This window comes from Roseomonas haemaphysalidis (assembly GCF_017355405.1).
In the GTDB taxonomy this organism is placed as follows: Bacteria; Pseudomonadota; Alphaproteobacteria; order Acetobacterales; family Acetobacteraceae; genus Pseudoroseomonas; species Pseudoroseomonas haemaphysalidis.
On the sequence record NZ_CP061177.1, the window covers coordinates 3,513,387 to 3,535,130 of the forward strand.

Annotated in this window: 26 protein-coding genes; 11 read left to right on the forward strand and 15 right to left on the reverse strand. The window is 71.8% G+C overall.

Annotated features, from left to right (window positions below):
* Position 1: 1 nt before the first annotated feature.
* From IAI59_RS16320 to IAI59_RS16330, 3 genes are all read right to left on the reverse strand, one after another.
* Positions 2–670, reverse strand: a complete 669-nt coding sequence (locus tag IAI59_RS16320; protein WP_237180357.1) for an amino acid ABC transporter permease — start codon at positions 668–670, stop codon at positions 2–4.
* A gap of 52 nt (positions 671–722) precedes the next feature.
* On the reverse strand, positions 723–1,610 hold the full coding sequence (locus IAI59_RS16325; RefSeq protein ID WP_207415042.1) for a transporter substrate-binding domain-containing protein: 888 nt from the start codon (positions 1,608–1,610) through the stop codon (positions 723–725).
* 76 nt (positions 1,611–1,686) lie between these two features.
* On the reverse strand, positions 1,687–2,919 hold the full coding sequence (locus IAI59_RS16330; RefSeq protein WP_207415041.1) for a D-amino acid dehydrogenase: 1,233 nt from the start codon (positions 2,917–2,919) through the stop codon (positions 1,687–1,689).
* A 95-nt stretch (positions 2,920–3,014) separates the two neighbouring features.
* On the opposite strand from IAI59_RS16330, the gene IAI59_RS16335 reads away from it, so the two are divergent.
* The 5 genes from IAI59_RS16335 (at position 3,015) to IAI59_RS16355 (ending at position 7,204) form a co-directional block, all read left to right on the forward strand.
* Positions 3,015–4,157, forward strand: coding sequence for an NAD(P)/FAD-dependent oxidoreductase (locus IAI59_RS16335; protein WP_237180356.1), 1,143 nt, complete (start codon positions 3,015–3,017; stop codon positions 4,155–4,157).
* Positions 4,138–4,431 carry a 2Fe-2S iron-sulfur cluster-binding protein gene (locus IAI59_RS16340; protein WP_207415040.1) on the forward strand — a complete coding sequence of 98 codons (294 nt, stop codon included), beginning with the start codon at positions 4,138–4,140 and terminating at the stop codon, positions 4,429–4,431. The genes IAI59_RS16335 and IAI59_RS16340 overlap by 20 nt, the downstream gene beginning before the upstream one ends.
* A gap of 184 nt (positions 4,432–4,615) precedes the next feature.
* Positions 4,616–5,968, forward strand: a complete 1,353-nt coding sequence (locus IAI59_RS23370) for an FAD/NAD(P)-dependent oxidoreductase (RefSeq protein WP_207415039.1) — start codon at positions 4,616–4,618, stop codon at positions 5,966–5,968.
* A gap of 60 nt (positions 5,969–6,028) precedes the next feature.
* Positions 6,029–6,361 (forward strand): ferredoxin FdxA, encoded by a 333-nt coding sequence (gene fdxA / locus IAI59_RS16350; protein WP_207415038.1) that lies wholly within the window; start codon positions 6,029–6,031, stop codon positions 6,359–6,361.
* 162 nt (positions 6,362–6,523) lie between these two features.
* Positions 6,524–7,204 (forward strand): CarD family transcriptional regulator, encoded by a 681-nt coding sequence (locus IAI59_RS16355; RefSeq protein ID WP_237180355.1) that lies wholly within the window; start codon positions 6,524–6,526, stop codon positions 7,202–7,204.
* Between the two features lie 118 nt (positions 7,205–7,322).
* Here IAI59_RS16355 and IAI59_RS16360 read toward each other — a convergent pair whose 3' ends face one another.
* The 3 genes from IAI59_RS16360 to IAI59_RS16370 form a co-directional block, all read right to left on the reverse strand.
* A complete protein-coding gene (locus IAI59_RS16360; RefSeq protein ID WP_207415037.1) occupies positions 7,323–8,105 on the reverse strand; it encodes a Bax inhibitor-1/YccA family protein in 783 nt (260 codons plus the stop codon).
* Between the two features lie 135 nt (positions 8,106–8,240).
* Positions 8,241–10,760, reverse strand: coding sequence for an ABC transporter permease (locus IAI59_RS16365; RefSeq protein WP_207415036.1), 2,520 nt, complete (start codon positions 10,758–10,760; stop codon positions 8,241–8,243).
* A complete protein-coding gene (locus tag IAI59_RS16370; protein WP_207415035.1) occupies positions 10,757–11,503 on the reverse strand; it encodes an ABC transporter ATP-binding protein in 747 nt (248 codons plus the stop codon). The genes IAI59_RS16365 and IAI59_RS16370 overlap by 4 nt, the downstream gene beginning before the upstream one ends.
* Positions 11,504–11,615: 112 nt before the next feature.
* Here IAI59_RS16370 and IAI59_RS16375 point away from each other — a divergent pair, with 112 nt between their 5' ends.
* From IAI59_RS16375 to IAI59_RS16395, 5 genes are read left to right on the forward strand one after another with little or no spacing between them, the layout of a single operon-like run.
* Positions 11,616–12,173: an arylesterase gene (locus tag IAI59_RS16375; protein WP_237180354.1), complete on the forward strand. Its 558-nt coding sequence runs from the start codon at positions 11,616–11,618 to the stop codon at positions 12,171–12,173.
* A gap of 4 nt (positions 12,174–12,177) precedes the next feature.
* The gene (thpR, locus tag IAI59_RS16380) at positions 12,178–12,744 is read left to right on the forward strand and encodes an RNA 2',3'-cyclic phosphodiesterase (RefSeq protein ID WP_207415033.1); all 567 of its coding nucleotides are present in this window, start codon (positions 12,178–12,180) and stop codon (positions 12,742–12,744) included.
* Positions 12,745–12,801: 57 nt separating this feature from the next.
* Positions 12,802–13,161, forward strand: a complete 360-nt coding sequence (locus tag IAI59_RS16385) for a DUF2946 family protein (RefSeq protein WP_207415032.1) — start codon at positions 12,802–12,804, stop codon at positions 13,159–13,161.
* Positions 13,162–13,217: 56 nt separating this feature from the next.
* Positions 13,218–13,700, forward strand: a complete 483-nt coding sequence (locus IAI59_RS16390) for a copper chaperone PCu(A)C (RefSeq protein ID WP_207415031.1) — start codon at positions 13,218–13,220, stop codon at positions 13,698–13,700.
* 22 nt (positions 13,701–13,722) lie between these two features.
* A complete protein-coding gene (locus tag IAI59_RS16395; protein ID WP_408887600.1) occupies positions 13,723–14,373 on the forward strand; it encodes a uracil-DNA glycosylase family protein in 651 nt (216 codons plus the stop codon).
* A 103-nt stretch (positions 14,374–14,476) separates the two neighbouring features.
* Here IAI59_RS16395 and IAI59_RS16400 read toward each other — a convergent pair whose 3' ends face one another.
* From IAI59_RS16400 to IAI59_RS16435, 8 genes are all read right to left on the reverse strand, one after another.
* Positions 14,477–15,187: a lysophospholipid acyltransferase family protein gene (locus IAI59_RS16400; RefSeq protein ID WP_207415030.1), complete on the reverse strand. Its 711-nt coding sequence runs from the start codon at positions 15,185–15,187 to the stop codon at positions 14,477–14,479.
* Entirely contained in the window at positions 15,187–16,170 is a 984-nt protein-coding gene (locus IAI59_RS16405) for a phosphatidate cytidylyltransferase (protein WP_207415029.1), read from the reverse strand. The genes IAI59_RS16400 and IAI59_RS16405 overlap by 1 nt, the downstream gene beginning before the upstream one ends.
* A gap of 87 nt (positions 16,171–16,257) precedes the next feature.
* Positions 16,258–16,947, reverse strand: a complete 690-nt coding sequence (locus tag IAI59_RS16410) for a CDP-alcohol phosphatidyltransferase family protein (protein WP_207415028.1) — start codon at positions 16,945–16,947, stop codon at positions 16,258–16,260.
* Entirely contained in the window at positions 16,944–17,339 is a 396-nt protein-coding gene (locus IAI59_RS16415; RefSeq protein WP_419556475.1) for a metallopeptidase family protein, read from the reverse strand. Before IAI59_RS16415 ends, IAI59_RS16410 begins: the two co-directional genes overlap by 4 nt.
* Before the next feature lie 16 nt (positions 17,340–17,355).
* On the reverse strand, positions 17,356–17,862 hold the full coding sequence (gene mscL / locus IAI59_RS16420) for a large conductance mechanosensitive channel protein MscL (protein WP_207415027.1): 507 nt from the start codon (positions 17,860–17,862) through the stop codon (positions 17,356–17,358).
* Between the two features lie 24 nt (positions 17,863–17,886).
* Complete coding sequence (gene dctP / locus IAI59_RS16425) at positions 17,887–18,864, reverse strand: TRAP transporter substrate-binding protein DctP (RefSeq protein WP_207415026.1); 978 nt, start codon at positions 18,862–18,864, stop codon at positions 17,887–17,889.
* A gap of 62 nt (positions 18,865–18,926) precedes the next feature.
* Positions 18,927–19,364 carry a CBS domain-containing protein gene (locus tag IAI59_RS16430; RefSeq protein ID WP_207415025.1) on the reverse strand — a complete coding sequence of 146 codons (438 nt, stop codon included), beginning with the start codon at positions 19,362–19,364 and terminating at the stop codon, positions 18,927–18,929.
* 146 nt (positions 19,365–19,510) lie between these two features.
* Entirely contained in the window at positions 19,511–20,209 is a 699-nt protein-coding gene (locus tag IAI59_RS16435) for a S1 family peptidase (RefSeq protein ID WP_207415024.1), read from the reverse strand.
* 286 nt (positions 20,210–20,495) lie between these two features.
* Between IAI59_RS16435 and IAI59_RS16440 the strand changes: the two genes are divergently transcribed.
* Positions 20,496–20,888: a hypothetical protein gene (locus IAI59_RS16440; RefSeq protein ID WP_207415023.1), complete on the forward strand. Its 393-nt coding sequence runs from the start codon at positions 20,496–20,498 to the stop codon at positions 20,886–20,888.
* On the opposite strand, the gene IAI59_RS16445 is transcribed toward IAI59_RS16440, so the two are convergent.
* Positions 20,885–21,715 carry an aldo/keto reductase gene (locus tag IAI59_RS16445; RefSeq protein ID WP_207415022.1) on the reverse strand — a complete coding sequence of 277 codons (831 nt, stop codon included), beginning with the start codon at positions 21,713–21,715 and terminating at the stop codon, positions 20,885–20,887. The two genes, IAI59_RS16440 and IAI59_RS16445, sit on opposite strands and share 4 nt — an antisense overlap.
* Positions 21,716–21,744: the final 29 nt, after the last annotated feature.

Below are 21,744 nucleotides of genomic sequence, written 5' to 3' on the forward strand. Positions count from 1 at the left end.
CTCAGCGGATGGTGCTGTAGCGCCGTTCCAGCAGGCGCAGGAGACTGGCGATGATGTAGCAGGTGACAAGGTAGAGCGCGCTGGCGGTGAGCCAGGATTCCATGACGCGAAAGGTATTGGCGTTGATCTGCCGCGCCACGAAGGTCAGTTCCGGAATGGCGATGGCCGCCGCCAGCGAGGTGTCCTTGAACAGCGAGATCAGGTTGTTGCCGAAAGCCGGCAGCACGATGCGCGTCATCACCGGCAGCACCACGTAGCGCTGCCGCTGCCAGGGGCGCATGCCGATGGCCTTGGCGGCCTCCATGTATTGCCGCGGCACGGAGGACAGCCCGGCGCGGAACACCTCCGTCATGTAGGCGCCGGCATAGAGCGTCAGCGTCAGGATGAACGACTGGGTCTTGTCCAGCCAGGTGATGTCCAGCTCCGGCAGGCCGAAGTAGACAAAGAACACCAGCAGCAGGAGTGGCGTGTTGCGGATGAACTCCACGTAGAGCCACACCGGCCAGGACAGCCAGCGCGGCCCGTAGACCCGCGCCATGGCGCAGGCGAGGCCCAGGATGCTGCCCGCCAGCAGCGACACCAGCGCCAGCGACAGGCCGAGCCCGAGCGCGGAGGCGAACCTGTCCCAGTTCCGCCAGATCACGGACCAGTCGAAATAATATTGGATCATCAAGGCCGCCTGTCGGAAAGGCCGGCGCCCCGGGCACGGGGCGCCGGGGGCATCAGGCGAATTCGGACGGGAAGCCCACCTTGGGCGTCGGCAGCTCGATGCCGAACCACTTCTTGTAGGAGGCGGCGAAGTAGTCGAAGTCGACGCCCATCATCGCTTCCTTGTAGACGGTGTTGACCCAGTTCAGCCAGATCGGGTCGCCCGGCTTGACGGCGGAGGCGTAGGAGTTGGGCATCCAGCCATAGCCGGAATCCACGAAGCGGCCGGGCGTCTGCTGCATCAGCCAACGGGCGGCGGACTGGTCGGCCAGGTAGGCATCGACGCGCCGGGCGTTCAGCGCCTGGAGCGAGGCGTCGGGGCTCTCGAAGGCGTCCACCTTGGCCTGGGGCAGCGCCTTGCCCACCCATTCGTTGAGAAAGACGTTCTGCATGCCGCCCACCGTCACGCTGGCGCCGGCGGCCTTCATCTCCTCGAAGTTCTTGTACTTGCCGCCGCGCGACAGCAGCAGCAGCGACACGCCCTCGCGGTAATAGGGAATGGTGAACTCCACCTGCTGGGCGCGGCCGGCCGTCACCGTCATCCACTGCACGACGATGTCCACCTTGTCCGTCACCAGGCTCGGCACGCGGGCGTCCGAGCCCTGCAACACGAACTCCACCTTGGTGGGGTCGTCGAACAGGTTCTTGGCCAGCAGGCGCGCGAGATCGATGTCCATGCCCTGCAGCTGGCCGTTGGCATCCTCGAAATGCCAGGGCGGGTTGGTGGAGCCGGTGCCGACGATCAGCCGTCCGCGCTCCTTGATCATCTGCAGGCGGCTCTTGCCCACCGCCTGCGCCACGGCGGCCGGCGTGGTCAGGCCCAGCCCGGCGCCCACCGCCGCCCCCACGGCGCCCAGCCCGAACAAGCCGCGCCGCACCAGTCCAGCCTTGCTTTCGTCCATCACAGATCCCCCTGTTCCACTGGTCGCAACCCGGAGCAGAGCAAGAATCCGGCCACTCGTCACGCCCGAATGCGGCTCAGGCGGCTTCGGCGTTGCGGCCGGTCATCAGCGCCGCCAGCCGCTGGCCGGAGCCCGCCGCCATGGTCCAGCCGGTGTGGCCGTGGCCGGTGTTGGTCCACAGCCCCGGCACCCTGGTCGCGCCGATGCGCGGCTGCGCGTCCGGCACCATGGGGCGCAGCCCGGCCCAGGTGATGGCGCCCGGCATCGCCTCGCAATTGGCCAGTTGCGGGAACAGCTCTGCCACTTTGCGCGTCAGCGCGGCGACGCGGCGGGGCGAGGGCGTGGTGCTTTCGTCCCCCACCTCGGCCGAGCCGACGATGCGGTAGCGGTCGCCCAGCGGGGTCAGCGCGAACTTGCGGCTGTCTTCCAGGATGGCGTTGCGCGGCCCGTCCGGCCACACCGCGCGCGGCAGGGTGACGGAGATGCCCTTGACCGGCTGGATAGGCATGCTGATGCCAAGCCGCCGCAGCAGCGCCACGCTGGGGCTGGCCATGGCCACCACCACCGCGTCCGCGCCGATCTCGCCGCCGCTGGTCTTCACGCCGGACACGCGGCCGCCGGCCATCAGCACGTCCTCCACCGTGGTGTTCCAATGGAAGCGCACCCCCTGCCCTTCCAGCCACGCCGCCAGCCCCTGGCTGAACTTGTTGCAGTCGCCCACCTCGTCCTGCGGAAAGCCCAGGCCGCCGGCGATCTTCTCCTGCACCGGGCCCAGCGCCGGCTCGCGCGCCACGCAGTCGGCGCGGCTCAGCACCTCTGTCTGCAAGCCGTGCGGGGCGAGCGCCAGATGCTCGGCCGCCGCCACGTCCAGCGAGGCCTGGTCCGAGAAGGTCTTGATCACGCAGTTGGCGGCGTAGTCGTACTGCACGCCCGTCTCGGCCCGGATGCCCGCCATGGCGGCGGCGCTTTCCATGGCTAGCTTCAGGTTGGCCAAGCTGCCGGCCTGATATTGCGCGGGCCGGGCGGCGCGCAGGAAGCCCAGCCCCCAGCGCCACACGCGCGGCACGGCGGAAGGGCGCAGCAGCATCGGCGCGTCCTCCTGCCCCAGCCACTTCAGCACCTTCAGCGGCACGCCCGGCGCCGCCCAGGGCTGCACGGAGCTGACATGGATGATGGCGCCGTTGCCCCAGCTGGTTTCCAGCCCGGCATTCGGCTGGCGCTCCACCACCTGCACCTGGTGCCCGGCCTTGTGCAGCCAATAGGCGGACGCGACGCCGATGACGCCGGCGCCGAGGATGGTGATGCGCATGTGCCGCTGCTTCCTGGTCTGTCCGGCATATCGCACCGCGATGGCGCACGGATTGCAAGCCCCGCACGGGTGATCTATCGAATCAGGACCATGCAATGCCCGCCCCCCGCCCCATGACCCGCACCGCCTTTGATGCCATCGTCATCGGCGGCGGGCTGGTGGGCGCGGCCATCGGCTACGGCCTGCAGCGCGGCGGCCTGCACACCCTGCTGCTGGACGAGGGCGACATCGCCCATCGCGCCAGCCGCGGCAATTTCGGGCTGATCTGGGTGCAGTCCAAGGGCCTGGGCGCGCCGCATTACCAGCGCTGGACACGCGGCTCGGCCGAGGAATGGCCGGCGCTGGCGGACGACCTGCTGGCCCGCACCGGCATCGACGCCCGGCGCGAGCAGCCCGGCGGCGTCACCTTCTGCCTGGGCGAGCAGGAGTTCGAGCAGCGCAGCGAAACCATGGCGCGCATGAAGGCCGAGGCCGGCAACTTCGGCTTCGACTACCGCATGATCCGCGCGGCCGAGGCGCGCGACATGCTGCCCGGCATCGGCCCCGAGGTGACCGGCGTGAGCTGGACCCCCTATGACGGCCACGCCAGCCCGCTGCACCTGCTGCGCGCGCTGCATGACGCCTTCACCGGGCTCGGCGGCTGCTACCGCCCCAATGCCGGCGTGACCGAAACCACGGCGGCGCCGAACGACTTTTCCGTCACCGCCGCGGGCATCCGCTACACCGCGCCGCGCGTGGTGCTGGCCGCGGGCCTGGGCAACGCGCCGCTGGCCCCGCGCTTCGGCCTGAACACGCCGGTGGAGCCGCAGCGCGGGCAGATCCTGGTGACCGAGCGCACGCAGTCCCTCTTGCCCATGCCCACCGTCAGCCTGCGGCAAACCGCCGAGGGCAGCATCATGATCGGCGACAGCAAGGAGGACGCGGGCTTCGACACCGTGACCCAGACGCCGGACATCATGCGCACCATGGCGCAGCGCGCCGTCGCCTGCTTTCCCTGGGTGGCGGAGCTCAACATCGTCCGCGCCTGGTCGGCGCTGCGCGTCATGGCGCCCGACGGACTGCCGATCTACGACCAGTCGGACCGCTTCCCCGGCGCCTTCACGGCCAACTGCCATTCGGGCGTGACGCTGGCCGGCACCCACGCCAACCGCCTGGCGCCGATGATCGCCGCCGGCCGGCTGGACCCCGAGCTTTCCCTGTTCAGCGCGAGGCGCTTCGATGTTCCAGCCGCGGCCTGACCCCCGCCCCGCCACGGTGGAAGTCTTCGTGTCCGATGTCGCGCTGCGCGTGCCCGCCGGCGCCTCCGCCGCCGCCGCCGTGATGCTGGCCGGCACCGCCGCCATCCGCGAAACGGCGGTGACCGGCGCGCCCCGCCTGCCTTATTGCATGATGGGCATCTGCTTCGACTGCCTCGCCGAGATCGACGGCGTCGCCAACCGGCAGTCCTGCATGGTGACGGTGGCTTCGGGGATGCGGATCGCGCCGCAGCACGGGGCGCGGAAGGCGCTGTGAGGGTGGCGGAAGGCTGGGGGAATGAATTCCCCCAGACCCCCATCTTTTTTCTGGCTGTTTTTCCAGGGCGGCAGCGGTGCCGTGGCGCGCTGACCGCCCCGGCAGCGCCACCGAAGATGAATCAAAAAGAAGATGGGGGTTCGGGGGAATTCCTTCCCCCGACCTTCCTCCACAGGAGCCACCCATGACCGACCTCGCCATCATCGGCGCCGGCCCCGCCGGCATGGCGGCGGCCATCGAGGCGGCGACGCTCGGCCTGTCCGTCACCGTCATCGACGAGCAGCAGGCCCCCGGCGGGCAGATTTTTCGGAACGTCGAGCTGGCGGCGGACGACCCGGCCCTGGCGGGCGAGTATGGCCAGGACGGCGCCGCGCTGGTGCGGCGCTTTCGCGGCACGCCGGGCATCGACTACCGCCCCGCCACCACGCTGTGGCACCTGGATATCGAGGCCGGGCTGCTGTCGCTGCGCGGGCCGGGCCGCACCGCCACGCTGGAAGCCAGGCGGGTGCTGCTGGCGACGGGGGCGCAGGAGCGGCCGGTGCCAATCCCGGGCTGGACGCTGCCGAACGTGCTGACGGCGGGCGCCGCGCAGATCCTGCTGAAGCAGGCGGGCGCGGTGCCGGGGGGGCGCACGGTGCTGGCGGGCCAGGGGCCGCTGCTGTGGCTGCTGGCGGGGCAGCTGGCGCGGGCCGGCGCGGCGCCGGCGCTGCTGCTGGAAACCACGGCGCCGGGCGCGCTGCGCGGCGCGCTTTCGGCCGGTGGCTTCTGGCGCGGGCGGGCGATGCTGGCCAAGGGCGCGGGGCTGATGCTGGCGGCGCGGCGCGCGGGGATGAAGGTCGTCTCGGGCGTCACCGGGCTGCGGGCCGAAGGCGACGGGCGGGTGCAGCGCGTGTTGTGGGACGGCGGCGGCACGGCGGCGGATACGCTGCTGCTGCATGAGGGGGTGATCCCCTCCACCCACATCTCCCGCGCCATCGGCCTGCCGCACCAGTGGGACGCGCGGCAGCTGTGCTGGTGGCCGGAAACCGACGAATGGGGGGCCACGCCACACCCGTTGGTGGCCATCGCGGGGGATGGCTCGGGCATCGGCGGGTGGCAGGCGGCGGTGGCGGGCGGACAGATCGCGGCGCTGGACGCGGCGCGCCGGCTGGGGCGGCTGCCGGAGCATGCGCGGGACAGCCGCGCCCTGCCCGCCCGCGCCAAGCTGCGCGAGGTGCTGGCGCTGCGGCCGTTCCTGGACCGGCTTTACGCCCCGTCCGAGGCGGTGCTGGCGCCGCCGGACGACCAGACCATCGTCTGCCGCTGCGAGGAGATCACCGCCGGGCAGGTGCGTGCCGCCGCCCGCCTGGGGGCGCAGGGGCCGAACCAGGCCAAGGCCTATCTGCGCACCGGCATGGGGCCTTGCCAGGGGCGGATGTGCGGCACGACAGTGGCGGCCGTGATCGCCCAGGCGCATGGCGTGCCGATCGAGCAGGCGGGCGCCCTGCGGCCCCGCGCGCCCTTCAAGCCCATCACGGTGGGCGAGCTGGCGGGATAGGCGCTTGCGCCCGGCCTCGCGCCGGGCCATGTCTCGCCGCTCGCGAGAGGACCGATTGCCGTGACCTACGTCGTCACTGAGAACTGCATCCGCTGCAAGTACATGGACTGCGTGGAAGTCTGCCCCGTGGACTGCTTCTACGTGGGCGAGAACTTCCTGGTGATCCACCCGGACGAATGCATCGACTGCGGCGTGTGCGAGCCGGAATGCCCGGCCGAGGCCATCCTGCCCGACAGCGACGACCGCGCCACCGAATGGGCCGAGGTCAACCGCACCTATTCCCAGCAATGGCCCAACATCACCCGCAAGGGCGAGGCGCCGGCCGATGCCGAGGAATGGAACGGCAAGCCCGACAAGAAGGCCCTGTTCAGCCCCGCCCCCGGCAAGCCCTGACGGGCGGGCGCAACCCCTGCGGGTGACGCGGGGCGGATTTTATGATAGGATCGCCGTCTTTCAGGGGTATGACGCGCCGGTTCCGGTGGCTCCGTGCCCCTCGTTGCCATGGGGTGACGGTCGTCTGACCGCCCCCTGTGCCCGCAGGAGACAGCAGTTCGGATGAAGCCACCGGCCGGCGCGAAGTCGAATTCCCCGCAACCCCCGTCCGGTGCCCCGCGCCGCGCGCAGGCCGCCGCCGCCCCGGATGCGGCGCCCGGCATGGCGGAGGAACAGGCCCCCGCGCCCTCCGAGCCTTCCGTTCCCGCCGGCCCGTCCCGCCCGCTGCCGCCGCCCAAGCCGCTCGGCAACAAGGGCTCGGACTTCAAGGCGGGCGACCATGTGGTCTACCCCACCCACGGTGTCGGCCAGGTGCAGGGCATCGAGACCATGCAGGCCGCCGGGCTGGAGCTCAAGGTGATCGTCGTCACCTTCGAGGAAAACCGCATGACGCTGCGGGTGCCGCTGGGCAAGGCCGCCACCGCCGGGCTGCGCATGCTGGCCAACAAGGACATGATGGGCGAGGCGCTGGAAACCCTGAAGGGCCGCGCGCGCATCAAGCGCACCATGTGGTCCCGCCGCGCCCAGGAATACGAGCAGAAGATCAACAGCGGCGACCCTGTGCAGATCGCCGAGGTGGTGCGCGACCTGCACCGCAACGCCGGCCAACCGGACCAGTCCTTTTCCGAGCGGCAGATCTACGAGCTGGCCATGGACCGCCTGGCGGCCGAGGTCGCGGCGCTGGACCGCACGGACAAGGCGGCGGCCATGACCAAGCTGCTGGAACACCTGAAGCAGGGCTGAACCCCGCCCGCCCACGAACGGCCCGGCCACCGGACAGGGTGCGCCGGGCTTTTTCATGCGCGAACGAAAAAGGCCCCGGGGATCGCTCCCCGGGGCCCTTCCGCATCCGCGGCCCAGGTTATTCCTGGTTGCGGACGCCCATGAACTGCAGCAGCAGCTGGAACAGGTTGATGAAGTTCAGGTACAGGCCCAGCGCGTCGAACACGCTGCGCTTGGCGGCGAGGTCGGTGCCCTCGGCATAGGCGTACTCGATGTAGTCGGCCTTGATGCGCTGGGTGTCATAGGCGGTAAGGCCGGTGAAGATCACCACGCCCAGCACGCTGATGACGAAGGCCAGCATGCCGCTGCCGACGAACATGTTCACCAGGCCCGCGATGATGATGCCGATCAGGCCCATCATCATGAAGCTGCCCAGCTTCGTGAGGTCACGCTTCGTGGTGTAGCCGTAGAGGCTGATGGCGGCGAACATGCCGGCCGTGGTCACGAAGGTGGACGCCACCGAGGTGCCCACGTAGACGCGGAAGATGTTGGCCATGCTGGCGCCCATCACGGCGCAGAAGGCCCAGAACAGCATCTGCACCGTCGACTTGCTCATCCGGTTGACGCCGAAGGAAAGCACGAGGACGAAGGCGAGCGGCGCGAAGATGGCGATCATGCCCAGCATGGTCGGCTGGGTGGCGATGCCGCGCGGGGTGCGGACGACGTTGTAGAACAGCTCGGCCGCGCCGGTATTGGCGATGGCGAAGGCGACGATCGCCGTTACCAGCAGGCCGGACGCCATCCAGTTGTAGACGCGCAGCATGTAGGCCCGCAGCCCTGCATCCAGGGCGGCGGCATCGGTGGTCGCGGCGCGGCCCCAACCGGGCGCGCCCGTGGTGCGAAAGTCCTGACCAAAGGCCATGGGGGCGAAGACTCCTCAGCTCGCGGGACGATCCCGCGCGTGGTGACATATATGGACTAACGGTAATGTCGTTCAATCGGATTCGGCGGATCGACACGCTTCTTTACCGGCTTGTCACAGGACGCGTCAGACCCCTCACTCGTTGCGCAGCAGCGGCGCGGGGCGCACCCGCAGCGCCAGCGCGGTGCCAAGGTAGCCCAGCAGCAGCGTCAGCACGGTGCAGCCCACCACCGTCACCGCCAGCGTGACCGGCAGAAAGGTCCACTCCGTCTTCATCACGAAGCGGGCCACGCCCCAGCTCGCGGCGGTGCCGATGCCGGCGGCCAGCAGGCCGGCCGTGAGCCCCAGCAGGCCGAACTCCACCATCCAGGCGCCGCGGATCTGCGCCCGCGTGGCGCCGATGACCTTGAGCACCACGGCGTCGCGCACCCGGCGGCGCTGCCCCGCCGCCATGGCGCCGGCCAGCACCAGACCGCCGGCCAGCAGCGTCACCCCCGCCACCGCCGAGATGGCGGTGCCGAGCTGCGACATCAGCGCGCCCACCGCTTCCAGCGCATCCTTGACCCGGATGCCGGACACGTTGGGAAAGGCATCCGTCACGGCGCGCAGCGTGGCGGCGTCGTTGGCGGCGTCGCCCCGCAGCGTCGCGATATGCGTATGCGGCGCCGAAGCCAGCAGCCCGGGCGAGGCGACCAGCACGAAGTTGATGCCCATGCCCTGCCACTCGATCTGCCGCAGGCTGCTGATCTTGAGCGGGATGTCGCGGCCCAGCACGTTGACCACGATCTCGTCGCCGAGCCCCACGCCCCAGCCCTGCGCCAGGTTGGCGTCCAGCGACACCAGCGGCGGCCCCTGGTAGTCCGGCGCCCACCATTGGCCGGCGACGATGCGGGTGCCCTCGGGCGGCGTCGCGGCATAGGTCAGGCCGCGGTCGCCGCGCAGCGCCCAGCGGCTTTCCTCGCTGGCCGGCGCCTGGTCCGCCGGCACGCCCTTCACGGACACGATGCGGGCACGCAGCGAGGGCACGCGCTGCACCTCCTGCACCCCCGGCAGGGCGCGGGTGAGTTGGTCGAACTGCGCGGTCTGGTCGGACTGGATGTCGATAAAGAAGAAGTTGGGCGCCTGGGTGGGGATCTGGCTGTTGATCTGCCGCCGCAGGTTGCCTTCGATCAGCGCCAGGGCCGACAGCGTGGTCAACCCGATGCCCAGCGCCACCAGCAGCAGCGCGGTGGGCGCCCCCGGCCGGTGCAGGTTGGCCAGCCCCAGCCGCACGGAAGGCCGCCCGCTGGAGCGCAGCCGCCTGGCCAGCCCCATCAGCAGGCTGGCGCCAAGGCGGAACACCAGCAGCGTGGCGCCCGCGGCGGCGCAAAAGGACAGCGCGAAGGCCGGCTGCGCCGCCGTGCCCACCACCAGCCCGACCAGCGCCAGCACCGCCGCCGCGTTGACCAGCAGCAACGACCAGCGCGGCCGCGCGGCGCGGGGCGCGATGCTGTCGCGAAACAGCGCGGCACCCGGAATTTCCCGCGCGCGGCCCAGCGGCCACAGGGAAAAGGACAGCGCGGTCAGCAGCCCGTACAGCGCCGCCTGCGCCAGCGGCGCCGGGTAGAAGCCCAGCCGTGGCGGCACCGGCAGCACGGTGGCCAGCAGCTCGCCCGCCAGCAGCGCCAGCCCCTGCCCCACCGCGAGGCCGATCAGGATGCCCAGCACCGACAGCCCCAGCACCTGGATCAGGTAGGTGGCGAAGACCGTGCCGGCCGGGGCGCCCAGGCAACGCAGCGTGGCGATGGTGCGCGCCCGCTGGTCCAGCCAGGAGCGCACGCCGGTGGCGACGCCGATGCCCCCCACCAGCAGCGCCGTCAGCCCCGCCAGGGTGAGAAAGGAGGCGACGCGGTCCAGCACCCGGTTGACGCCGGGCGCGGCCTGGGAGGCATCGCGGATGCGCCAGCCGCCATCGTCATGCGCCGCCTGGAAATCCCGCGCGAAGGCCTGGGGCGAAACGTCCGGGGCCAGCGCGATGCGGTATTCGTACTGCACCAGGCTGCCCGGCTGCACCAGCCGGGTGGCGTCCAGCGCCGCCAGCGGGATCAGCGCGCGTGGCCCGAGCAGCGCGGGCGTGGCCACCTTGTCCGGCTCCGAGCGGATCAGCCCGGCAAGAACGAAACTTTCCTCGCCGATGCGCAGCCGGTCGCCGGGCTTCAGGCCCAGCCGCTCGGCCACCAGCGGCTCCAGCGCCACGCCGAAGGGGGCGCCGGGGGCCTCGGGGGTCAGTGGCGCGGGCGGGTCCAGCACCAGGTCGCCATACAGCGGGTATGCGGTATCGGCCGCCTTCAGCTCCACCAGCGTGCGGTCGCCCCCCGGGGCGATCGCCATGGCGCGCATCTCGACGATCTCGGACAGGCGGCCACCGCGCGAGGTGATCCAGTCGCGCGCCTCCTGCGGCATCGGCCGGTAGGTGACGCGGACGGACAGGTCGCCGCCCAGGATGCGGGCGCCGTCCTCGGCCAGCCCGGCCTCGGTCGCGGTGCGCAGCACGCCCACGGCGGCAATGGCGCCGACACCCAGCGCCAGGCAGGCCAGCACGATGCGCAGGCCTTTCAGCCCGCCGCGGAGTTCCCGCCGCGCGAAGCGCAGCCCCAGGGAAAGGTGTGAGCTCATGCGGCGCTGGCGAGCCGGCTGTCGCCCGTCACCACGCCGTCGCCCATGCTGAGCTGCCGCTCGCAGCGGGCGGCCAGCGTCTTGTCATGGGTGATCAGCAGCAGGGTGGTGCCGAGCTGGGCGCGGATCTCGAACAACAGGTCCATCACCATCAGGCCGGTGGCGCTGTCCAGGTTGCCGGTCGGCTCGTCGGCCAGCAGCAGGGAGGGCTCGGCCACCACGGCGCGGGCCAGCGCCACGCGCTGCTGCTCGCCGCCCGACAGCTGGCCGGGATAATGGTCCAGCCGGTGGCCGAGGCCGACGCGGGCGAGCGCCTTGCCCGCGCGCGCGAAGGCATCGGGCTTGCCGGCGAATTCCAGCGGCACCGCCACGTTTTCCAGCGCCGTCATGGTCGGGATCAGGTGAAAGGCCTGAAACACGATGCCCAGGTTGTCGCGCCGGAAGCGGGCCAGCGCGTCCTCGTCCATGCGGCCCAGTTCGGCGCCGCCCACCGTCAGCGTGCCGCCGCTGGGGCGCTCCAGCCCGGCCAGCAGCATCAGCAGCGAGGTCTTGCCGGAACCGGACGGACCGACGATGCCCACCGCCTCTCCCCGCCCGACATCCAGGTCGATGCCGCGCAGGATGTTGACCTCCCCCCCGGCGGCCACCACCTTGAGCGAAAGGTCGCGGGCCCGAATCAGGGGCGCGGGATCGTTCGGACTGGCTGTGGAGGAGGGTCGGATGGGGTTCGTTGCGATCGGCATGAACCGCAGATTGGGCCGCCGTGCCGCAGTGCGAAGGGCCAGCCTCGGTTTCGGACTGTTTCTTTTCGCGGGACTGGCCCCGGCGCAGGCCCAGCCCGCCCCCCTGAAGCTGATGATCCTGGGCGATTCGATCACCGCCGGCTACGGCCTGCCGGAGGCCGAGGCCTGGCCGGTCAAGCTGCAGCAGGCCTTGCAGGCGGCCGGCAAGCCCGTGCAGGTGATCGGCGCCGGCGTGTCGGGCGACACCACGGCGGGCGGCAAGGCGCGGCTGGACTGGGCGCTGGCCGACAAGCCGGACGCGGTGATCGTGGCGCTGGGCGGCAATGACGGCCTGCGCGGCCTGCCCCCCGCCGCCAGCCAGGCCAACCTGGAGGACATCCTGGCCCGGCTGAAGGCCCGCAACATCCCGGTGCTGCTGGCCGGCATGCTGGCACCGCCCAACCTCGGCGCCGATTACGGCCGGGACTTCGCCGCCATCTTCCAGAACCTGGCCAAGGCCCACCCGGAAGCGGTGTTCTACCCCTTTCTGCTGGATGGCGTGGCGGGCGAGGAAAGGCTGAACCAGGCCGACCGCATCCACCCCGCGCCGGCCGGCGTGGCGGTGATGGTGGAACGGATGATGCCCTCGGTGGACGCGCTGCTGGGCAAGGCCCGCGCGCGGGGAGCGTGAGGCCATGGTGCGGCTGTTCGTTGCCCTGCCGCTGGGCGAGGGCCTGAAGACCGAGCTGGCGGACCTCGCCGGCGGCATCCCGGGCGCCCGCTGGGTGCCGCCGGAAAACTACCACCTGACGCTGCGCTTCATCGGCGAGGTGGAGAACCTCCTGGCCGACGAGCTGGACGAGGCGCTGTCCGCCATCCGCGCCAAGCCCTTTGACCTGCAGCTGCGCGGGCTGGACGTGTTCGAGAAGGCCGGGCGCATCCATTCCCTGTTCGTCGGCGTGGAGCGGTCCGACCGGCTGACGCATCTGCAGAACAAGGTGGAAACCGCGCTGGTCCGCGCCGGGCTCCCGCCGGAACGCAAGCGCTTCACCCCGCACGTCACGCTGGCGCGGGTGGACAAGGTGCCGCCCGAGAAGTCCATCGCCTTTGTGCAGGCGCACAACCTGTTTCGCGCGGCGCCGGAGCGGATGGAACGGTTCTGCCTGTTCTCCTCCGTGCTCGGCAAGGAAGCGGCGCATTACACGGCGGAGGTGGATTACCCGCTGGAAGGCGCGATGGTGCCGGCGGCCGGCGAGGAATAGCCGCCGCCACGCCGTGCTTGCGGGAACGTCCGCGATCCCGCATCACCCCCGGCACCGATGACCCGCCGCCTTCGCCCGTTCCTGCTGCGCCTGCTCGTCGCCCTGCTGATCGTGCAGGGCGTGGCGGCGCCGGCGTGGTGCCTGGAGCGGATGGCGGCCACCACCGGCACGCCGATCTGCACCGCGGACGGCCTGCGCTTCCGCCACGACGGGGGCGACACCCCTGCCCCGCACCACGGCGCCGACGGCTGCGTCGTATGCCACGCCTTGCCGCAGGGGCCGGTGCCGGATGCGCCATGGCTGGCGGGCCGTGTTCTGGCGCCCGCCGCCATGGTGCCGCCGCTGCCGGCGGCGGCGGCGCTGCCGCAAGGCGCGCGGGTCCGCTCCTATGCCGCGAGGGCGCCGCCAGCCGCGTGAACGACCCGATGCCGTTCCACGCCTGACGACCCCCACGCCTCCGGAGCCATACGCCCATGTTCAACCGTCGCATCCTGCTCGCCGGCCTCGCCGCGCTGGCTCTCGCCACCCCCGTGCTCGCCCATGGCTACAAGGCGGGGCAGGTCGAGATCGGCCATCCCTGGAGCCGCGCGGCCCCGGCCGGCGTCACCGGTGCCGGCTACCTGACGCTGACCAACAAGGGCGCCACCGCCGACCGGCTGGTGGGTGGACGGGCCGAGATCGCCCGCGCGGTGGAAATCCACACCAGCACCATGGAAGACGGCGTGATGCGCATGCGCCCGCTGCCCGCCGTCGAGGTCGCGCCCGGCGCGGAGGTGAAGCTGGCGCCCGGCGGCATGCACCTGATGCTGATCGGCCTGAAGCAGCCTCTGGTGGCCGGCAGCCGCGTGCCGATGACCCTGGTGTTCGAAAAGGCGGGCGAGGTGCAGGTGGAACTGGCGGTGGAAGCCGCCGGCGCCCGCGCCGCGCCCACGCACGACCACAACCACGGCGGCTGAGCCTCCGCTTGAGGCTTCGGGCATGGCGCGCCATCTGCGCGCCATGCCCCTCGATGACCTGGAGCGGGCGGCGCGCGATGCCGCCGCCTGCACCCTTTGCGCCGCCGTGCTGCCGCTTGGGCCGCGCCCCGTGTTCCGCGTCAGCCCCACCGCGCGGCTGCTGGTGATCGGCCAGGCGCCCGGCACCAAGGTGCACCTCAGCGGCATTCCCTGGAACGACCCGTCCGGCGACCGGCTGCGGCTGTGGACGGCGCTGGACCGCGATACCTTCTACGACGCTGCCCGGGTGGCGATCGTCCCCACCGGCCTGTGCTACCCCGGCCGCCTGCCGCGCGGCGGCGACGCCCCGCCCCGGCCGGAATGCGCGCCGCTGTGGCACCCGCGGCTGATCGGGCCGATGCGCGAGATCCGGCTGACGCTGCTGGTGGGGGGCTATGCCATCCGCCATGCGCTGGGGCGGCAGGCGGGGCTGGAGCCCAGCGTGCGGGACTTCGCCGGGCTGCTGGCGCGCGGGCTGTTTCCGCTGCCGCACCCCTCCTGGCGCACCCGCGCCTGGGCGGCGCAGCGGCCGTGGTTCGAGGCGGAGGTGCTGCCGGCGCTGCGGGAAGCGGTGCGCGGGGTGTTGGAGAAGGCCGGGGGAATGAATTCCCCCAGGCCCCCATCTTTTTTCTGATTCATTTTATCCGGCCGCCTTCGAAGCCGTCCCGCTCCACAGCGACGACCGAAAGACAGGGAAAAAGAAGATGGGGTTTGGGGAATTCTTTCCCCAACCTTCTCTACCCCCTCAGTCCGCGCACCGCCGCCTCGCAGCGCCGCCCGACCTCCAGCCACCCCGCCTTGTCGTTGCCGACGCCCGAAAACTCCAGCGGCGGGCCAATGCGCAGCCGCAGCTTGCCGGGGCGCGGCCAGGAACGGGTGGCGGGCCAGCAGTCGAAGGCGCCTTCCAGAAAGCAGGGCACCACCGGCACGGCGCCGCCGGCCACCAGCGCGCCGATGCCAGGCAGAAAGCGGCCCATCTCGCCGTTGCGGCTGCGGGTACCCTCGGGAAACAGGATGAAGACCAGCTTGTCCTCCTCCAGCCGTTCCCGCAGTCCGTTGAGATCTTTGGCGCTGGTGCGCTTGCGCCATACCGGCAGGGCATTGACCGCCCAGGCCGCGAAGGCCGAGGCGCGCACGGAGGTGAAGAAGGTGTCCCCCGCCGCCAGGGCGAAGGCACGGCGGGCACTGGTGCCGCGCAGCATGGCGGCCAGCGTCAGCGCGTCCAGGTGGCTGCTGTGGTTGGCGATCAGCACGAAGGGCGGCGCGGCGGGCAGGTGCTCGCGCCCGCTAACCTCCAGCCGGTGGAACAGCCGCAGGTAAAGCCGTACCCCGCGCCGCCAGATGCCCTGCGCCAGCAGGCCGCGCAGGCCCACCTCCCGCGCGTGGCTGCTGAGGCGGGCAACCGGCGACAGCTCGGTGTCGCGCGCCGGGCGGAACTGGAATTCCATCAGCCGGTGATCACGCGGGTCGGCGCCTGCAGGCCGAAGCCCACGTAGTAGCCGACCAGGTGGAACACCGCCGGCGCCACCAGCAGCAGGCTGTTGAAGCGGTCCAGGATGCCGCCGTGCCCCGGCAGCGCCGCCCCCATGTCCTTGATGCCGACGTCGCGCTTGATCGAGGACAGCATCAGGTCGCCGCATTGCCCGGCGACGCTGACCAGCATGCCCAGGAAGACCAGCAGCGGCCAGTGGTCCATCGCGGTGCCGGCGAAGATCAGCTTGCCGAGCCAGGCGACCAGCGCCGTGGTGGTCAGCAACGCGCCCAGCGCGCCCGCCACCGTCTTGTTGGGGCTGGTGTTGGGCACCAGCTTGCGGCCGCCGAACAGCTTCTTGCCCAGCAGCTTGCCCCAGGTGAAGGCGGCGACGTCGTTCAGCGCCACGGCGGCCAGCAGCATCAGCACCAGCGGGCGGTAGCCCGGGTCGTTGGCCATGTAGCTGAGGTGGCCGAGGCCGACGCCCAGCAGCATGAAGGCGAAGATCGCCAGGGCATTGCGCTGGATGTAGCCGCCCGGCCGGTCCTGCGGGATGCTGGCGGCCAGGATCACCACCACCGTCAGCGGCCACAGCGCGACGAAAAAGCCGTACCAGTGGTCCAGCGCCGCGAAGTTCACGGCCAGGATGCCCAGCGCCACCACGGCGGTGGTCAGGTATTCGCGGAACAGCCCGGTGGCGCGGGCGAACTCGCTGAAGCACAGCAGCGCCAGCAGCGTCACCGCGCCGATGGTCCAGGCCCGGCCCAGCAGCACCGGCCCGAACATCAGCGGCAGCAACACCAGCCAGGAGCCGTAGCGCAGCCACAGCTCGCGCCGGAAGGCGGGGGTGCCGCGCCCGGTGAGCTGCATGGCGCCGATGACGAGACCCGCCAGCAGCAGGACCCCCGCCGTGGCGAAGACGATGCCGGTGGTGACCGGGTGGGCGAAGGCCGTGTTCATGCGCGTTACACTGAGCGGGATCGGAGGCGAGCGGAAGCCCTGCCGTGGGGCCCTTGAGGGGGCGCCGCCCCCTCAAGGCGCGGCCACTCAGCGCCGCAGCACGCCCGCCACCCGCACCAGCCGGCGGACCGCCGTCAACGCCGCCAGCAGCGTGATCGCCCCCAGCACCCAGGCCGCCAGGTGCCAGCCGCCGAGGAACTGCCAGCGCAGCGGCAGCAGGGCCGAGACCACCGCCACGCCGGTCGCCAGCGCCATGCGCTGCTGCTTGGCCATGGGCCCGGAAAAGTCGCTGCCGGCGCCCGCCGCCTTGCCGACGGCGCGGATATAGGCCGTGGCCATCGCCGCCAGCGAGGCCGCCAGCCCCAGCCCCCACAACCCGCCCGCCGCGGTGCCGAGGCCGAGCAGGATGGCGGTGTCGGACACGCGGTCCGGCACCTCGTTGTACAGCTCGCCCACCGGCGAGGCGATGCCGCGGCCCAGCGCCACCATACCGTCGAACAGGTTGGCCAGCAGCCGCGCCTGCACCAGCGCGGCCCCCAGCAGCCACAGCAGCCGTTGCCCGAAGCCACCCGGCGCCGCGTGCCACACCCCCCAGAAGCACAGCCCGGCCAGCGCCGCCGCCGCCATGCCAGCCAGGGAGATGCCGTTGGCCGAGGCACGCCGGGCCACCAGCCACGCGGCGACGCGCTGCGCCCAGCCGGTTTGCCGCGCGGCGATCGGCCGGCGGTCGCCGGACGCGGGTTCGCCCGGGGTGCCGCCGCCCGCGGGGGCGCTCACCCCTCGCCCTCCAGCCGGGCGATCTCGTCGTCGGAAAAGCCGAAGTGGTGGCCGATCTCATGGATCAGCACGTTGCGGACCAACCGGAACAGGTCCTCGCCCGTTTCGATCCATTCCACCAGGATCGGCTCCCGGTACAGCAGGATGGTGTCGGGCCCGGCCGGGACGTCGAGATTGGTTTTCTCTGTCAGCGGCGTGCCGCGATACAGGCCGGTCAGCTCCCAGGGGTGTTCCAGCTCCAGCGCGTCCAGGGTTTCCTGGTCGGGCACCTCCTCGACCAGGATGGCGGTGCCGCGCACGGCGTCGCGCAGCTCCACCGGGATGGCGGCGAAGGCGGTTTCCGCCATCTCCAGCAGGTCCTCGGCGGAGGGCGGCAGGGTGTGGCGCATCATTCCGGGGGTCACCGGCTTAGGCCAGGGGGGCATCGTCGCCGGGTGCCCCCGGGGCCGGCGGGGCGGTTCGGCCTTCGCGCGCCAGGCGCAGCTCGTCGCGGATCTCCAGCAAAATCTTCTCCTGCGGCGTCGGGCCGCTTGGCTTGTTGTCCTGGCCGGCGCGCAGGTGCAGCTTGGTCAGCACGCGCAGCAGCCAGAAGATCGCCATGGCGACGATCAGGAATTTGACGATGGCGTTGATGAACACGCCGATCGCCAGCACCGCGGCGCCGGAATTGCGCGTCGCTTCCAGCGAGGGGCCGCGCTCGCCGCTGAGCACCACGAAGATGTTGGAAAAATCCACGCCGCCGATCAGCAGGCCGATCAGCGGGTTGATCAGGTCGGTCACCAGGGAATTGACGATGCCGGTGAAGGCGGCACCGATGACGATGCCGACGGCAAGGTCCACCACGCTGCCGCGCATGATGAAGCTTTTGAACTCGCTCAGCCAGCGCGGCTCGTGCAGCGTGATGGGTGACTTCATGGGGGCAGTTTCTCCTTGGGGGGCTCAGCCCTCCCGGTAGGCGTCAAGCAATCGTTGACCCGGCGCCCCGGCCCGTTCGATCCATTCGCCGAGGATGATGGTGCCGATCCGCTCGAAGTCCTCGACCAGCTTAGGCGAAGGAGGGTTCAGCGTCATGCCGTGCCCGGACAGCACCTGCTGCGCCGCGGCCTGGGCGGCCTGCAGACCGTCCCAGCCGGCGGCCTCGCACCGCCCCGCCACCTCGCGCAGCAGCGCCCGGCGCGGCGCGGGCAGCGCGTCCATGGCGCGGCTTTGCGCGCACACGGCATTCTTGGAGAAGCTGCTGGACAGCGTGGTGAAGTAGCTGGCGAACTGCCATGCCTCGCTGTCCACGCCGGTGATGGCCGAAGCGAGCATGACGCTGGCTTGGCGGGTGGCGAAGGCCCGGGGCACGTCTTCCGGCTCCACCTGCGCGACGGTGGCGCCGGCCAGCCCGGCGACGCGCGCGCCGACCGGGGTCATGGACCGCATGCGGGTGCCCCGCAGCGACCCCACGGAATCGATGGCGAAGCGGCTGAACAGCCCGGCGCCGCTCCAGGGCGCCCAGTAGAGCAGCGTCAGGCCTTCGCGCTGCAGCTGCTGCTCGATCGCCGCCCGGGTGACCGCCGCCAGGCGCCGCGCCTCGTCCGGGGTGCGCGCCAGCATCGGCACCGTGTCCAGCTCCAGCAACGGGTTGCCCTGCGAATGGGCGGCCAGCGAGATGTCGCCGATCTGCACCGCCCCCTGCTGCAAGGCTTGGCGGATGTCGCGGCTTTTCAGCAGGTCGCCGCCGCCATGCCACTGGATCTGGACGGCGCCGCCCGAGGCCTCGTCCACCTCCTCGCAGAAGCGTCGCAGCAGCTGCACCATGGGATTGGCCACCGGCCAGGCGGACGCGGCCCGCCATTGCGTCCGTGCCCGCGCCGGACGCGGCCCGCCCAGCAACAGGCCCGAGGCAGCCAGGCCGCGGCGCGTGATTGCCATGTCCGTTCCGCCTCCCCCGCGCCGCCGCCCGGCCGCAGCTTGCGGCGCGGCGGCGGCCGGGACTACCCCGCCGTCGAAACGTAATGGCGCAGCTCGGTCGCCTCCATCTCCGCCTCGGCGATGCGGGCCTTCACGAGGTCGCCGATCGAAACCATGCCGGCCAGCCGGCCGTCCTCTTCCAGCACCGGCAGGTGGCGCACGCGGCGGTCGGTCATCATCGCCAGCGCCTCGACGATCAGGCTGCGCGGGCCGACGGTGTGCAGCACCTGGGTCATCAGCGCGCCGGCCATCAGCCCGGGCAGCCGCGCGGGATCCTCTGCGATGGCCCGGACGATGTCTCGCTCGCTGACGATGCCCAGCACCTTGCCAGAGGGGTCGCGCACCAGCACGGCGCCGATGCGGTGCCGCGCCAGGACGCGGGCGATCTCGGCCGCGCTGTCGCCGGGGTCCACCGAAACCACCGTGCTGCCTTTGCTTCGCAGGATGTTCGCGATCACCATGATGCATTCCCTTGCGCTTGGCGGCACGGGCGCGGCAGGCGTGGCCGGCCGTCGTCCGTGGCACGCCGGGGAACGATGGCAAGGCGCATTACAGCCTGTCCAGAAAAATCCCGCGCTTCGCCGCGCACGAAGTCGCGCGGCGGCCGTCAGCCCAGCAGCCGCGCCGCCTCGGCTTCCGCGCGGCGGATGGACAGCACGAACACCCGGCGGTCGCGCCGCGCCAGCCCGTCCAGGTCGGCACCGGTGAGCAGGGCCAGCAGCCCCGCGCCGCCGCCACCCGGCAGCGCCGAGGTCAGCCCCAGCAGCGTGCCGTCCGCATCCACCACCGGGCCGCCGGAATAGCCCATCAGGGCCGGCATCCAGGCCGTGAAGCCGCGGCCAAAGCCCGGCATCTCGGCATCCGGCGCTTCCACCACGCCGCGCGCCACGGGGCTGCCAAGGCCGGGCGCGCCGGCCGCCCAGACCGTTTCGCCCGCTTCCGGCGCCGCCGCGGCGCGGGGCGGCGGCAACAGAAAGCCGGCCGGCACGCGCAGCACCGCCAGGTCCATGCGCGCGCTGCGCAGCACCGCCTGGGGCCGCAGCTCGGCGCCATCGGCGCCGCGGCGCAGCGTCACCGTATCGCCGGCCGGCAGCACATGGGCGCAGGTCAGCAGGTGGTGGTCATCGAAGGCCACGGCGGCGCCGCGCGGCATGCCATGCGCGTAGAGTGCCGCGAAGCCGGTGGCGCTGACCTGGGCCGCGGGCGTGCCGCCGGCTTCCGGTGCCGGCATGCGCGCACAGGCCCCCAGCCCCGCCGCCGCCATGGCCCCACCCGCCGCCCGCAACAGACACCGCCTGCTTGTCATCGCCGTTTCGCCTCAATCCAGCCGAGTCCCCCGACCCGGTGCCGGCAATCAACCACATCTCAACCTTTGATTGAAGTGCCTTGCTTATCGTATTATGAATCCAGCGAATTTGGTTGAGTGGTTTCGGGGGCCGGATGCCGCCGCGTGGCAGCGGAAGCGCGGCATTGCCATGGTGGCCGCGAAAACTTGGCGCATACCCTGGCGCATGCCTATGCTGCGCGCCTGCCGCCGCCGCGGCGCCGGCGTTGTGGCCGGCCCGGCGGCACCCGCCAATCCGGGAACGCCCATGACACCCTTTGTCCGCACCCTGTTGCTGCTGGCCGCCACGCTTCCGCCGGTGGCCGCGCTGGCCCAGGGGGCCACGCCGCCCGCCAGCCCCGCCACCACCGGCGAGCCGAGCTGCGATGCCGCCGCCATCGCGTGGCGCAACTGCATCGCCGCCAGCCCCAAGAACGACGCGGACAAGGCCCAGGCCAACCTGGAGGTGGACAAGTTCATGCGCGACGTGGCCGATGCCGGCCCGGCGCACCGCCCGTCCATCACCGGCGCCTGCCCGCGCACGCGGGAAGGCTACGAGACCATGCTGCGGATGGGCACCTGCGCGGCCAACACCACCGGCGCGCGGGACGACGTGCGCGTGGCGCGCGACCCGGTGCCGCCGCCCATCCAGCGCCGCTAAAGCATGTCCAGCGGCTGCTTGCGGCGCGGCGGCGGAAAGGCGGCGTCCAGCTCCACCAGATCCTCCGGCGTCAGCACCATCATGCGGGCGCCCAGGTTGTCGCGCAGGTGTTGCTCGTCGGAAGCCTTGGGGATGCTGATCACCCCCGGCTCGCGCAGCGTCCAGGCCAGCGCCACCTGCGCGGGCGTGGCGTTCTGGCGACGGGCCACGCGCGCCAGGGCCGGGTGGCGCAACAGCGCGCCCGCCTGGCCCAGCGGCGAATAGGCCATCACCGGCATCCGCCGGTCCCGGCAGAAGGGCAGCAGGTCGAATTCCACGCCGCGCGATTCCAGGTTGTACAGCACCTGGTCGGTGGCGCAGTCCGGCAGGTCGCCGCCCAGTTCCTTCAGGTCCGACACGTCGAGGTTGGACACGCCCCAGTGGCGGATCTTGCCGGCGGCCTGCAGGGCGCGCATCGCCGCCGCCGTTTCCGCCAGCGGCACGCTGCCGCGCCAATGCAGCAGGTACAGGTCGATCACCTCGGTCTTCAGCCGCCGCAGGCTGCGCTCGCAGGCTTCCGGCAGGCGGCGGGCGGAAGCGTTCTGCGGATAGGCCTTGCTGACCAGGAACACCTCGTCCCGGCGGCCGGCGATGGCCTCAGCCACCACCTCCTCCGCGCCGCCATCGGCATACATCTCGGCGGTGTCAATCAGCGTCAGGCCCAGTTCCAGCCCGAGGCGCAGCGTGGCGGCCTCGGCCGCGCGGTCGGCGCCGCGCTCGCCCAGCTTCCAGGTGCCCTGGCCCAGGGTGGGGACGGGCGTGCCGTCGGCCAGCGTGATGGGGTGCATGGTATCCTCCTTGGCTCGACCCTATCTTG